Below are 13,285 nucleotides of genomic sequence, written 5' to 3' on the forward strand. Positions count from 1 at the left end.
GCAAACGAGAATCACAGCCGGGCATGGATTCATGCGCGACGGCCTGTAGCTGCCGATTGATCTCACGTTATCTCCCCCGAGCCTGCCGTTATTTTCGCGCGACCATAATGCAATTGGTCGGCGGGGAAAACTGCTATCTGGTCAATGGTGGCTGCGCGGGCTAGGTCTTATGCAACGCATTTTTCAGGAGAATGATATGAGCAGTCTCATGCCCGTCCGTTTCACCCCTTTTGACCTTGATGCGATGGCGCAGGCCGAAGGGCGCGTGGCCATTCTCATTCCCGCCGATGGCAAGATGAGCCCCGCCGCGCGACGGGCCAATCGCTTGACCAAAGGTGGAATTGCGCGGCTGGTAGAAAGCGAGCGTTTCAGCAAAGTGAAATCGGGTGATGTAATCTCGCTCGCATGGCCGGCAGGAATGGAGGCCGAGGCGCTGGATATTTTGGTCCTGCCGCGCCGACCCGATTTCGACGAAGCACGAAAGGCCGGGGCTAATCTGGCAAAGCTATCTGCTGGTAAATCTGTGCTGGTCATGGCCGCCAACCACGCGCGAATCGAAGAGTTGGCTTTGGGCATGGTTCTGAGGGCCTACGATTTTGATGTCCACAAAACCAAGGAATCTGATCCGTTGGGCGAGATTGTCATCGGTCATTCAAAGCCCGAGGAGGCCGAGGCCACATTTGCGCCGCTCTATGCCGTCGCGGATGGGGTGCGCATGACACGGGATCTGACAAATGAACCCGCAAATGTGCTGACGACAACCGAATTCGCGGACAGGTTGGTCGAGATGGAATCGCTGGGCCTGAAGGTCGAGGTTCTGGAAGAAGACAAGTTGGCCGAACTGGGCATGCGCACGCTGCTGAGCGTCGGGCAGGGCTCAGTCACTCCCTCGAAAGTTGTGGTGATGCAGTGGGATGGTGGTGAAAAGGATGACGCGCCGCTGGCCTTGGTCGGCAAGGGTGTTGTGTTCGATACCGGGGGTATCTCGCTGAAGCCCGCGGGTGGCATGGAAGACATGACCATGGACATGGGCGGCGCGGGTGTTGTTGCCGGAACCATGCGTGCGCTGGCCAAGCGCAAGGCCAAGGCCAATGTCGTTGGGCTGGTCGGGTTGGTCGAGAACATGCCGTCGGGCAATGCTTCACGCCCCGGTGATGTCGTCAAATCGATGAAAGGCGACACTGTTGAGATCATCAACACCGACGCAGAGGGTCGTTTGGTTCTGTGCGACGTCATGTGGTACGCACAGGATCGGTTCCAACCGGTGGGCATGATTGATCTGGCCACACTGACAGGCGCGGTCATCATTGGCCTTGGGCATGAGAATGCCGGTGTGTTCTCAAACAATGACACATTCTGCGATGCCTTCCTGAAATCGGCCAAGGCCGAGGATGAGGGCGCATGGCGGCTGCCCTTGGGCGAAGGCTATGACAAGCAGCTAAAATCACGCATTGCGGATATGAAGAACGTAGGGGGACGGCCAGCCGGTTCGATCACCGCAGCGCAATTCCTGCAGCGCTTTGTCAAGGAAGAGACACCTTGGATTCACCTCGATATCGCTGGTGTGGCCTCGGTGTCCTCCGAGACGTCTTACGCGCCCAAAGGGGCCACCGGCTGGGGCGTCCGCGCGCTAAGCCGGTTCGTGCAGGACAATTTCGAGTAAGCGCATGGGTGCCGTCTATTTCTACCACCTGACCCGTCAGCCATTGGAGCACACATTGCCTGTACTGCTCGACAAGGCACGGCAGGCCGGGTGGCGGATTGCCGTGCGGGGGGTGGACCCTGCGCGCATGGACTGGCTGGATGAAAAACTATGGCTGGGTCCCGAAGAGGGATTCCTGCCACATGCCCGCGAAGGCGGCGCGCATGACGCAGCGCAGCCGGTTCTGCTGACGACCGGACCAGAGGCCGCTAATGGCGCGACTTGCGTAATGGCCGTCGACGGCGCGCCGGTTGAGGCAGACGAAGTATCGGCCTTGGAGCGGGTCTGTATCTTGTTTGACGGAAATAACCCGGAGGCAGTTCAACATGCGCGAGGACAGTGGAAAGCCCTGACTGGGGCGGGGTGTTCGGCACAATATTGGTCCGAGGAATCCGGACGATGGGAGAAGAAGGCCGAGGCTTGATCGGTCGCTTATTTATTTTAGGAGATTTTAAATGGATATGAAGCCTTTGGGCCGTACCGGGATCATGGTGTCGGATTTATGTCTCGGCACGATGACCTTTGGTACTCAGACCTCGGAAGCCGAAGCGCACCGCCAGATGGATACGGCGCTTGCGGGTGGGATCAACTTCGTAGACGCGGCAGAGATGTATCCGGTGAATCCGATTTCGAAAGAGACAGTCGGACGGACCGAGGAAATACTGGGCAACTGGAATGCCGCAAATCGCTCGCGGCGTGGGGACTATGTGCTTGCCACAAAGCATTCTGGCGAAGGCTTCGTGCATGCGCGCAATGGGGCTCCGATCTCGAAAGAGACCATTCCCGAGGCGATTGAAGGCTCACTGCGCAGGTTGCAGACGGATTGCATCGACCTCTATCAGTTTCATTGGCCAAATCGCGGAAGTTACATGTTCCGGCAGAACTGGGACTATGCGCCCTTGGGGCACAACCGGGATGAGATCGTGGACGAGATGCGCGAGAGTCTGATTGCTCTGCAAGCGCAGGTGGACAAGGGCAATATCCGCGCCTTTGGTCTGTCGAACGAGAGCGCATGGGGGACGGCGCAATGGTTGCGAGCGTCCGATGAAGTCGGCGGCCCTCGGGTTGCGTCGATCCAGAACGAGTACTCTTTGCTCTGCCGGTTGTTCGATACGGATTTGGCTGAACTGTGCCTGCTGGAAGATGTTGGGTTGCTGTCATTTTCGCCCTTGGCGGCAGGTTTCCTGACCGGAAAATATCAAGGGGGTGCCGTGCCCGAGGGATCACGCATGGCGTTGGTCCCCAATATGGGCGGACGCAAAACGGATCGCGTGTTCGATGCTGTGGCGGCTTATCTGGATATCGCGCAGCGACACGGGTTGGACCCGATCCATATGTCCCTGGCCTGGTGTTGCAGCCGGCCGTTTATGGGATCGACAATATTCGGCGCGACGACAGTGGCGCAGTTAGAACATATTCTGGCGGGCAAGGATCTGAAGCTGTCCCCAGAGGTGTTGGTCGAGATCAGTGCAGCGCATCGGGCTTTCCCCATGCCGTATTGAAGGGCAAGGGGGGCTCTGCCCCCGTCGCCATTGGCGACTCCCCCGAGGTATTTCTGGCCAGATGAAGTTGGATCGCGTCAGTGATGGGTGGGTTGCGTACGGTCTTGTCTTAGGTCGCGGGCCGAAAGACCGTGCGCGGTACGGAAGGCGCGGGCGAAGCTGGATTGCGAGGCGAAGCCTGTTGCCAGGGCCACATCCATCAAGGGTATGTCGGTGTCGGTGACCAGACGGCGGGCCTCGGCGAGGCGCAATTGCAGGTAGTGGTCTTGCGGAGTTGTGTTGAGACGCAGGCGGAACTGTTGCTGTAAGGTGCGCGTGCTGGTGCCGAGCGTGTCGGCGATATGTGCCAGTGGCAAGGGTTCATCTAGGGATGATTCCATGAGCGAGTTCGCCTTGGCAGTCAGGGCAGTATGGCGATGCGGTGCACCGGTGCGGCTTTGCGGCTTTGAGGGTTCGGATGTGCCTTCGTAGAGGAACAGGCCCGAGACCCGGGCTGCAAATCCTGCACCATGGCGGGCGGCGATGATGTGCAGCATCATATCGATCGCCGGGACAGCACCGCCCGAGGTCAGGCGGTTTTCGGACACGGTGAACCGGTCGGGGCGTACATCGACATTGGGGAAGCGGGCGGAAAAATTCTCCAAGTCCTCCCAATGCGTCGTCGCAGCGTGACCATCCAGCAGTCCAGCTTCTGCCAGCAACCAGGGGCCGCCATCTATCCCGGCCATTGTGGCGCCAGTGGCGGCGATCCGGCGAAGACCGGCAAGCAAGCTGGGCGTTGCCTGGCGCGCAAGCTGGAAACCCGCGACGACAATCATTAGATCGCAGCCTTGCAGGCGTGCCAATGGGATGCCTTGTACATTCAGAGCGCTCGTCAACATGGCGGGCTCAGCAGTGGCGGTGACGTAGTCCCAGTCAAAAGCGGGCCGGTCTGCCAACCGATTGGCTGCGCGCATCGGGTCGACCGCAGCAGCAAAGCTGAGCGTGTTGCATTCGTCCATCACCAGCACCGCCGTTTTCAGGGCACGATGTTCAGGCTGGAGTATGTTTTTTGCGGATTTCATCAAGTCTGATTCGCATTCTGCCAAGTGGATTCCCCAAGGCTGCGCCAGAGTTGGCGTTGACGCAAATCGGAATCCGGGGAGAAACCTGGGGAAAACCCACGGTAAAACCGGGTATAAGCTGGGGAAAACGCCATGCCTTTGGAAATGAACCGCGAAGTCTTTATCACATGTGCCGTGACTGGGTCGGGCGGAACCCAGGATCGCAGCCCTCATGTCCCGCGCTCACCCAAGCAAATCGCCGACAGTGCGATTGCTGCAGCCAAGGCCGGTGCGGCGGTGGTGCACTGCCATGTGCGCGATCCTGAGACGGGTGCACCGTCGCGCGATCTGGCGCTGTATCGTGAGGTGACGGACCGTATACGTGATGCTGAGGTTGATGCAGTGCTGAACCTGACGGCTGGCATGGGCGGGGACATGGTGTTCGGCGGGATCGAAAATCCGCTGCCATTGGCGGAGGCCGGAACCGATCTGGTTGGTGTCACTGAGCGTGTGGCACACGTGGCCGAGTGCTTGCCGGAAATCTGCACCTTAGACTGCGGCACGATGAACTTTGCCGAAGCCGACTATGTGATGACCAATACCCCCGGCGCCTTGCGCGCGATGGGACAGATGATGACCGATCTGGGTGTGAAGCCCGAGATCGAGGCCTTTGATACCGGTCATCTGTGGTTTGCCAAACAACTGGTGAAAGAGGGTGTTCTGGAACCGAATGCGCTGGTGCAACTGTGCATGGGTGTGCCCTGGGGCGCGCCGGATGATCTGAACACCTTCATGGCGATGGTAAACAACGTACCCGATGACTGGACTTTCAGTGCGTTTTCGCTGGGCCGAAATGAGATGGCCTATGTGGCGGCCTCAGTTCTGGCGGGTGGCAATGTGCGTGTCGGGTTAGAGGACAATCTGTGGCTCGAGAAGGGTGTATTGGCCGAGAACTGGCAGTTGGTCGAGCGTGCGGGCAGCATCATCGAAAACATGGGTGCGCGCGTGATCGGGCCGCAGGAAGTGCGTGAGAAACTGGGTCTGGTCAAGCGGGCACCGGCAGGAGTGGCGGGCTGAGGCCCGCACTACGAGTAAGGTCAAGCGATATGAAAAAGATTGCTGCAATCATTGGTGGCGGTGTGATCGGCGGCGGATGGGCTGCGCGGTTTCTCCTGAATGGCTGGAATGTTCGGGTGTTTGATCCGGATCCAGAGGCGGAACGCAAGATTGGCGAGGTGCTGGACAATGCACGCCGCTCTCTGCCGGGCCTGAGCGATGTGCCCCTGCCGCCGGAGGGGGCGCTGAGTTTTCATGATGAGATTGGTGACGCCGTAGACGGCGCCATATGGATTCAGGAAAGCGTGCCGGAGCGGCTCGACCTGAAACTGAAGGTCTACAAAAGCCTGCAGGAGGCATGTGACCCCGGTGCCATCATTGGGTCTTCGACCAGCGGATTCAAACCGTCTGAGCTGCAGGAAGGTGCGTCGCGGCCCGAGCAAATCGTGGTCACGCATCCATTCAACCCGGTTTATCTGTTGCCGTTGATCGAACTTGTGCCGACTGACAAAAATACACCTGAGATGGTCGCGAAGGCGAAGGAACTGCTGACCTCGGTCGGGTTCTTTCCGTTGCACGTCAAAAAAGAGATCGACGCGCATATCGCGGACCGTTTCCTTGAGGCCGTCTGGCGCGAGGCGCTGTGGCTGGTCAAGGACGGTATCGCAACAACCGAGGAGATCGACGAAGCCATCCGTATGGGGTTTGGCATCCGCTGGGCGCAGATGGGGCTGTTCGAAACCTATCGCGTGGCCGGGGGCGAAGCCGGGATGCGGCATTTCATGGCGCAGTTCGGCCCGGCGCTGAAATGGCCCTGGACCAAGCTGATGGATGTACCCGAGTTCACCGATGAATTGGTCGACATGATCGCGGATCAGTCGGATGCACAATCGGGCATGCACTCAATCCGTGAGTTGGAGCGCATTCGCGACAACAACCTTGTGGGCATGATGCGGGCGTTGAAGGCGCAGAACTACGGGGCCGGGGCGGTGTTGAACCAACATGACGCTGCGCTGAAACCGGGAGCCTTGCCGACCCTGGATCAAGCGGATCTGAGCCAGCCCATTCTGACGCTATCGCGCGCCGTGCCGCTGGATTGGACGGACTACAACGGCCATATGAACGAGGCCAAATACCTTGAAGCTTTTGCAGCCGCCACGGATCGGTTCATGGAGATAATTGGCTGCGACATGGAGTATATCTCGACTGGCGGCAGCTATTTCACCGCTGAGAACCACATCCGTTATATGCAAGAGACCCATGCCGGTTCGCGGATCGAGTGCCGTACACAGATGCTGTTGGGGCAGGGCAAAAAGCTGCATGTCTTCCACAGCATGTACGAAGGTGAGACGTTGTTGGCCACGGGCGAAAGCTTTTTGCTGCATGTCAGCCTTGAAACCCGCCGCCCCAGCCCGCCATCACCCGAAATCGAGGCCGCAATGGCGCGGATTGCTGAGGCGCAGGCCGGATTGCCTTATCCGGAAGGTGCGGGCGCTGCGATCCGCAAGCCTGCATGTCCAGCCGGGTTCTGATTACTGCCGGCGCCTCGGGTGTCGGTCGCGCGATGGCGGAAGCGTTTGATGCTGCCGGGGCGCAGGTCTGGGTGGCGGATATTGACGCAGATGCGCTGGCAGAATGCCCATCAGACTGGAAGCAAAGCCTATTGGACGTTTCGGATGAAACCGCTGTTTCATCTACATTCAAAGAAGTTGAGGCCGCGTGGGGTGGGCTCGACGTGCTGTGCGCGAATGCAGGGGTCGCCGGGCCGACCGCTGCGGTTGAGGATGTGCCTCTAACTGATTGGCGTTCTTGCCTTTCAGTAAATCTGGAAGGGGCGTTTTTGTGTTCCAAATATGCTGCTCCAATAATGAAGCGGCAGAGGAGTGGTGCGATCCTAATCACGTCTTCGACTGCAGGCCAATACGGCTATCCCAACCGCGCACCTTATGCGGCGGCGAAATGGGGCATGGTGGGCTTGGGCAAAACGCTGGCGATGGAATTGGGGCCGCACGGAATCCGATGTAATGTAATCTGCCCCGGTTCAGTAGAAGGACCACGCATGGAGGGCGTGCTGCAACGCGAAGCCGTTGCAAAGGGCATGACCCGGGATCAGGTTTACAACGGTTACGCCTCGGGCACGTCCATGGGCCGCTTCGTCGAGGGGCGGGACATTGCAAACATGGCTGTATTTTTGGCGTCAGATGCGGCGCGGCTGGTGTCGGGTCAGGTGATCGCGGTGGATGGTCATACAGTCAATCCTGACCCGAAACTGTAGATCAGCCCTGATTGGGGCCGCGGATCTGGCGGATGGCGCTGCGGACGGCTTTCCAGTCCTGCGCCTCCTGCTGGTTTCCGGCGGCTTGGCTTTCGCGCATTTTCTGCGCAGCTTCGGCCTCGGCCCGATCTCCATGAGCCGTGTAAAGGGCACGTGCGTATTCTGCGGTTTTGAGTGCGTCCATTCCCGTCATCCTCCATCTCAGATCGGAATGTCTATGGGTTCGCGCCAAGTGACTATACAACAAGATATCCCTCAGGTCATGTCTGTGTAATTTCGGCACGCAATTGCTGCAAATGCGTTGGGAAATCACGGGCGGTCATCTCCGCCTCGCGCACAAGCCGATCGAAATGAAGAGTGAACACCTCAATCCGGTCGCGGTCGCGGAAGGCCATATAGTGGCTTCCAGCATAGAATACACATAGAAGCGGACCGAATATAGTGACCGGTGCAGAGTAAAGCCGTTTGGCATCAAATAGATAGATGCGAAGGCGGGGGTAGAGCTGTTTGCATAGGCTTAGCAGATGGTCGATCTGATCCAGCCGGACCTGCAGGGGCAGCCCCTCGTAGTATCCGGTGGCATGAGCAAAGCTGTGGAGCTCATAAAGCGGCATCGCAATTTCATAATCGGACTGTGCGCTACGCATCCAGGCCAGCCGGTCCGCCGAAGCGCCAATGGCTTGATCCGCAGTACGGCCCAAATGCGGAGCGTATTCCCATTCCAAAACTGCACGGGTCTTGAGCATGTCGGGCAGGGTGGCGGGGACATAACGTATTTTGTAGCCGGCGGCTTCTTGGTGCCATTCAAAGATTCGCTCATCTACAAGCGCTCGCGCGGCCTCAGTCAGCGTAAGGGAGCTGGCCAGCAATTCCGCAGCGCTTTCAGGTCGGTTGGAGAGGCCCAACAACCAGTCGGCGGATACCCCGAGCGCCGAGGCGCAGCTACCAACCACATGCGCATTAGGCAGGCGTGCGCCTGCTCCGGTCAGCAATTGTGAGACAGTTGATCGATCAACACCGATGCTACGTGCCAGCGCACTCTGACTGACGTCGCGATCTTGCATCGCCCTGGCCAGGCGCTGCCGGAACTGCGAGGCACGATCCCGTTTGTCGATTTTTTCAATCATGTGGTGATTAATATCAGCTATGTTGTGAATTGTTAATCATATTCAGAATTCCCGACCCTTGGATGTGTCTGTAACGCTGGTGTTACAAAAACAAGAATGGGGTCTGGAATGGAAACGCGACGCAGGTCGGTCGTGAAAGCGCTGGTGTGGAATGCGATGGGACTCGCGATGATGACGCTGGTTGGTTTGATCGCTACAGGCTCGGCAGCGCTTGGGGGAATGGTTGCCCTGGTCAATACGGCCATTGGTCTGACGATGTACGTGATTTACGAACGCGTCTGGGCCGGGATTTCGTGGGGCCGCAATGGCTGATCCCACCACACCCAAATCGCCTGAGTGGGCGACATTCGCCCTGATCCTCGCGTGTTATTCCATTTGGCTTGGCGTGATCTTCTGGCTGGCTGATATGTCCCTTTGGCTGGCAATCCCAGTCATGGGGCTGGTGGCCGCTTTGCATTCCTCGCTGACCCATGAGGCGCTGCACGGGCATCCCTTTCGCCAGAAATGGCTAAATGAGGCGCTGATGGCACTGCCGCTGACCTTGTTCATTCCATACAATCGGTTTCGGGACCTGCATCTGGCGCATCACTGTGATGCGAACCTGACCGATCCTTACGATGACCCTGAGACCAACTATCTTGACCCGCAGGTCTGGGCGTCTCTGGCCGGTTGGCAGAGGAGGATGTATCAGGTGAACAATACTCTGCTTGGGCGGATGGTTCTGGGGCCTGCAATTGGGCAGATTGCGTTCCTGAGGGATGAAATACGAGGTGCATTGCGCGGGGATCGGGAGATTCTGTTGGCATGGGCGCTACATTTGCCCGGCGTTGCTGCGGTGCTTTGGATCGCCGCACTTTCGCAAATGCCGATTTGGGCCTTTGCCTTATCTGCATATATCGGGCTGGGTCTGGTCAAGATTCGCACATTCCTGGAGCATCGCGCCCATGAGAAATCCCGTGCCCGGACCGTGATTGTTGAAGACCGTGGCATCCTTGCATTTCTGTTTCTTAACAACAATCTGCACGTCGTCCATCATATGAATCCAGCCGCGCCGTGGTACCGTTTGCCGACACTCTACCGTGCAGGAAAAGAGCGCTATCTGGCTTGTAACGAGGCCTATGTATACCGTTCATATGCGCAGATATTTCGGGAATATTTCTGGCGCGCCAAGGATCCGGTGGCGCATCCGCTCTGGCCAAAGCCTTGATTTAACGACAGAAGGGAAACCATGAGTTTATGGATTCCCGTCACCATCGCAGCCGCATCGTTCCAGACGGTGCGGTTCATGCTGCAGAAATCGCTGAGCAGTGCGAAACTTACGGCTGCCGGGGCGACATTTGCACGATTTGCCTATTCGATGCCGTTGGCCTTGCTGGGGCTTATTATAGCCTTGGGCGCGACAGGGTACGAATTACCAGCGTTGACGACGAAGTTCTGGATCTTTGCGGTAATCGGCGGGACCTCGCAGATATTGGCCACGATCTGCGTGGTGGCGCTGTTCAAGCAGCGTAACTTTGCAGTTGGGATTACGTTCAAGAAAACCGAGGTTATTCAAACCGCTATCGTTGGGTTCCTCATCCTCGGCGATCAGGTGTCAACCGGGGCGCTTGGAGCAATTCTGCTTGGATTGCTGGCCGTTCTGCTGCTGTCAAAAACACCCGGAGGCACCGGGGCTTGGTGGCAACATCTAACAAACAAAGCCTCGCGCCTTGGTCTGGGCTCAGGCGTATTGTTCGCCTTTTCCTCTGTCAGCTATCGTGGTGCTTCACTGCAACTGGGCGATATCGACGCGTGGTTCCGGGCACTGGTGACGCTGGCTGCGGTGGTCACGTTCCAGTTCCTCAGCATGTGGCTATGGCTGCTGTGGCGAGACCGGGCCGAGCTGCGCGCAGTGTGGGAAACCCGTCAGACCGGGATCTTCGTAGGTCTGACCAGCCTATGCGGTTCGTTCTGCTGGTTCTTTGCATTTACACTACAGAACGCGGCCTATGTGAAGGCGCTGGGTCAGATCGAACTGATCCTCAGCCTGTTCGCATCGCTGCTGTTTTTCCGCGAAACCATTACCCGGCGAGAGGTCGCCGGGATGACATTACTTGGCCTGTCGATACTGGCGCTTGTGCTGACGATCTAGCCAGCGCGACGCTCATCAAAGCTGAGCGCAATAAAGCTGGGTAGGTGATCGCCCATGCCCACAACTGCTGGCCCGCCATCTTCGCGACGACTACGGCCACGGGATTTCGGCTCACGCTCTTTACGGCTTTCGCTTTTCTTGCTTTCCGAGGTTTTGGCCTTTTTCTCGGGCTTCGGCGCGTCTGGCTTCGGCTCATCGGCCTTAACCGGATTGTCGATGCGCGGAATGTCTTTTTGGATCAGGCTTTCAATCGCGGCCAGAGCCTTTTCATCGCGGCCCGAGCAAATCGTGATTGCCTTGCCTTCGCGCCCGGCGCGACCAGTGCGGCCGATGCGGTGGACGTAATCCTCGGCATGGCCGGGAACGTCGAAGTTGAACACATGGCTGACCGAGGGGATATCCAGGCCCCGCGCCGCGACGTCTGATGCAACAAGCAACCGCAACGATCCATCGCGGAACCCGTCCAGTGTTTTCATTCGCTGCGACTGGTCTAGATCACCATGGATCGCGGCAGCGTTATAGCCGTATTTCTTCAGCGATTTGGCGCAAATATCTACATCTGTTTTGCGGTTGCAGAAGATAATAGCGTTGGTGCACTTTTCACCTTCGGAATCGATCAGAGCGCGCAGGGTTTTGCGTTTCTGGCTGGCCTCACGATCCCGGCGACCGCCTTTGAACATCACCACTCCCTGTTCGATGGTTTCCGAGGCAGTGGCCTGACGCGCAACTTCGACCCGGGTCGGTGCAGAAAGGAACGTGTCGGTGATCCGTTCGATCTCGGGCGCCATGGTGGCCGAGAAGAACAGGGTCTGGCGGGTAAATGGCGTTAGTGAAAAGATGCGTTCGATATCAGGGATGAAACCCATATCGAGCATCCGGTCGGCTTCGTCCACCACCATGATCTGCACGCCGGTCAGCAACAGTTTGCCACGCTCGAAATGATCCAGCAGACGGCCCGGAGTGGCGATCAACACGTCAACACCGCGATCGATCAGGGCATCTTGTTCCTTGAACGAAACGCCACCGATCAGCAGTGCTTTGGTCAGCTTAAGGTGCTTGGCGTAGGTGTCGAAATTTTCGGCCACCTGTGCCGCCAGTTCCCGAGTCGGGCACAGCACTAGCGAGCGAGGCATACGTGCGCGGGCACGCCCACGGGCCAACAGAGTGATCATCGGCAGGGTGAAGCTGGCGGTTTTGCCGGTGCCAGTCTGGGCGATCCCAAGAACATCGCGCCCTTCCAGTGCGGCTGGAATTGCGCCTTCCTGGATCGGGGTCGGAGTTTCGTATCCGGCTTCCTCAATGGCTTTGAGGACCTTCGGGTTCAGGTTCAGTTCGTTAAATTTTGTCATGTATGTCCGGTTCATGCGGACACTCGACCTGGCCCGCGCGTCAGAATATGCCGGGCCCGGATGGCCATGCGCCTCATGCGCGTTTCGGCTGTGGCGCGGGCATAACAAAAACGTGGGGCAGGGTCAAATGAAGTCGGCTTAACCTGTTCCATATCCGCCGATAACAGGGATTTCCGCAACAATTCAGATGCTTCCGGGAAAGTGTTTCGCGACTTTCCGGTCCAGATCCAGCGGGCGGTGGCGCATCATGTCATTATCTTCAAGCCGTTCTAGAACCTCAGGGTCAGCGGCGCTGATTTCATCATAGAATTCCCTAAGACCATCCAGCCCGTATTCGGCTTCCAGAAGGGTGAACAATTCGAACCTGTCTAGCGCGCCGATCTTTCGCGGGCGATCCGGGCTGGCCTGGTACGAGCCGCGTTCAAGGCGGAAGCGGTAATGCGCCAGCCAATGCTCCCAATCCGGGGCGTGGCGGTGGCAGAGATCGATCTGCGGCAGCTCGGTTCTCACTGGCAGAAACTCACCGTGCTGATAGAGGTTGTGGATACGGTCGCTCAGTTTTTTCAAACCACCGCGCACGAACAGTTTGCCCTGAATGTGGCTCATGAAACCAGCCAGAACATAGGCGCCGAATTTTGGATAGAGCGATTCGACCAGCGCCTGTCTGTTCTTTCCTTCGGGAATGAAGGCTTTGTAGAGGTCCTCGCCCCCCGCCAGAGCCTCTATCGGGCGGACGCGGACGGCGGGGGCGTCATCCGGAATCTGGCTCAGCAGATCTGGGATCGGGGACATCGGCCAAAGGAACTCGTCGACGTCGATATGCGCGACCCAGTCCAGATCGGTCCGATTATAGATCAAATTGGCATTCGACGATTGCCGGACCTGATGTTTGTCCGGCCTCTCACGACCGCGACGCTTCCAGAACGCCGCATCGCACGTGCGCACCCGGATCCGGGGGTGTTCGCGCAGGCCGGTGATGTCGCCTTGGACTGGCTCGTCCAGAAAGATGTGAATCCGGTCCGCGCCGATATCGAGGTGGTGGGCGGCAAAGCGCAAAATATCCTTACGTGGGGCACGGATGGTGGTCACAATTCCCCATG

General features: G+C 58.2%; 14 protein-coding genes. 9 read left to right on the forward strand and 5 right to left on the reverse strand.

Going from position 1 to position 13,285, the window contains the following annotated elements; translation table 11 throughout:
- Positions 1-196 precede the first annotated feature (196 nt).
- From AC2FI7_RS02850 to AC2FI7_RS02860, 3 genes are read left to right on the forward strand one after another with little or no spacing between them, the layout of a single operon-like run.
- Complete coding sequence (locus tag AC2FI7_RS02850; protein WP_010440430.1) at positions 197-1,663, forward strand: leucyl aminopeptidase; 1,467 nt, start codon at positions 197-199, stop codon at positions 1,661-1,663.
- A 4-nt stretch (positions 1,664-1,667) separates the two neighbouring features.
- A complete protein-coding gene (locus AC2FI7_RS02855; protein ID WP_010440428.1) occupies positions 1,668-2,126 on the forward strand; it encodes a DNA polymerase III subunit chi in 459 nt (152 codons plus the stop codon).
- A 31-nt stretch (positions 2,127-2,157) separates the two neighbouring features.
- Entirely contained in the window at positions 2,158-3,204 is a 1,047-nt protein-coding gene (locus tag AC2FI7_RS02860; RefSeq protein ID WP_010440427.1) for an aldo/keto reductase, read from the forward strand.
- A gap of 77 nt (positions 3,205-3,281) precedes the next feature.
- Here AC2FI7_RS02860 and AC2FI7_RS02865 read toward each other — a convergent pair whose 3' ends face one another.
- Positions 3,282-4,268 (reverse strand): GlxA family transcriptional regulator, encoded by a 987-nt coding sequence (locus AC2FI7_RS02865; RefSeq protein WP_029621848.1) that lies wholly within the window; start codon positions 4,266-4,268, stop codon positions 3,282-3,284.
- Between the two features lie 132 nt (positions 4,269-4,400).
- Between AC2FI7_RS02865 and bcoG the strand changes: the two genes are divergently transcribed.
- The 3 genes from bcoG to AC2FI7_RS02880 are packed head-to-tail and all read left to right on the forward strand — an operon-like array spanning position 4,401 to position 7,578.
- Entirely contained in the window at positions 4,401-5,324 is a 924-nt protein-coding gene (gene bcoG / locus AC2FI7_RS02870) for a 3-dehydrocarnitine:acetyl-CoA trimethylamine transferase BcoG (RefSeq protein ID WP_010440423.1), read from the forward strand.
- A gap of 29 nt (positions 5,325-5,353) precedes the next feature.
- Complete coding sequence (locus AC2FI7_RS02875) at positions 5,354-6,835, forward strand: carnitine 3-dehydrogenase (protein ID WP_496833240.1); 1,482 nt, start codon at positions 5,354-5,356, stop codon at positions 6,833-6,835.
- Positions 6,817-7,578, forward strand: coding sequence for an SDR family oxidoreductase (locus AC2FI7_RS02880; RefSeq protein WP_496815183.1), 762 nt, complete (start codon positions 6,817-6,819; stop codon positions 7,576-7,578). The genes AC2FI7_RS02875 and AC2FI7_RS02880 overlap by 19 nt, the downstream gene beginning before the upstream one ends.
- A gap of 1 nt (position 7,579) precedes the next feature.
- On the opposite strand, the gene AC2FI7_RS02885 is transcribed toward AC2FI7_RS02880, so the two are convergent.
- Positions 7,580-7,762: a hypothetical protein gene (locus AC2FI7_RS02885; RefSeq protein ID WP_010440418.1), complete on the reverse strand. Its 183-nt coding sequence runs from the start codon at positions 7,760-7,762 to the stop codon at positions 7,580-7,582.
- Positions 7,763-7,838: 76 nt separating this feature from the next.
- Positions 7,839-8,705 (reverse strand): helix-turn-helix domain-containing protein, encoded by an 867-nt coding sequence (locus AC2FI7_RS02890; protein ID WP_010440414.1) that lies wholly within the window; start codon positions 8,703-8,705, stop codon positions 7,839-7,841.
- A gap of 108 nt (positions 8,706-8,813) precedes the next feature.
- On the opposite strand from AC2FI7_RS02890, the gene AC2FI7_RS02895 reads away from it, so the two are divergent.
- Genes AC2FI7_RS02895 through AC2FI7_RS02905 form a run of 3 tightly spaced genes read left to right on the forward strand, consistent with a single transcriptional unit; the run spans position 8,814 to position 10,836 of the window.
- Positions 8,814-9,017: a DUF2061 domain-containing protein gene (locus AC2FI7_RS02895; protein WP_010440411.1), complete on the forward strand. Its 204-nt coding sequence runs from the start codon at positions 8,814-8,816 to the stop codon at positions 9,015-9,017.
- Positions 9,010-9,912 (forward strand): fatty acid desaturase, encoded by a 903-nt coding sequence (locus tag AC2FI7_RS02900; protein WP_010440409.1) that lies wholly within the window; start codon positions 9,010-9,012, stop codon positions 9,910-9,912. Before AC2FI7_RS02895 ends, AC2FI7_RS02900 begins: the two co-directional genes overlap by 8 nt.
- Before the next feature lie 21 nt (positions 9,913-9,933).
- Positions 9,934-10,836 (forward strand): EamA family transporter, encoded by a 903-nt coding sequence (locus AC2FI7_RS02905; protein WP_010440406.1) that lies wholly within the window; start codon positions 9,934-9,936, stop codon positions 10,834-10,836.
- Here AC2FI7_RS02905 and AC2FI7_RS02910 read toward each other — a convergent pair.
- On the reverse strand, positions 10,833-12,185 hold the full coding sequence (locus AC2FI7_RS02910; protein ID WP_029621847.1) for a DEAD/DEAH box helicase: 1,353 nt from the start codon (positions 12,183-12,185) through the stop codon (positions 10,833-10,835). The two genes, AC2FI7_RS02905 and AC2FI7_RS02910, sit on opposite strands and share 4 nt — an antisense overlap.
- Positions 12,186-12,368: 183 nt before the next feature.
- Entirely contained in the window at positions 12,369-13,274 is a 906-nt protein-coding gene (locus AC2FI7_RS02915) for a glycosyltransferase family 2 protein (RefSeq protein WP_496815187.1), read from the reverse strand.
- Positions 13,275-13,285 lie beyond the last annotated feature (11 nt).

The sequence above is a fragment of the Ruegeria sp. YTSA064 genome (assembly GCF_059610325.1).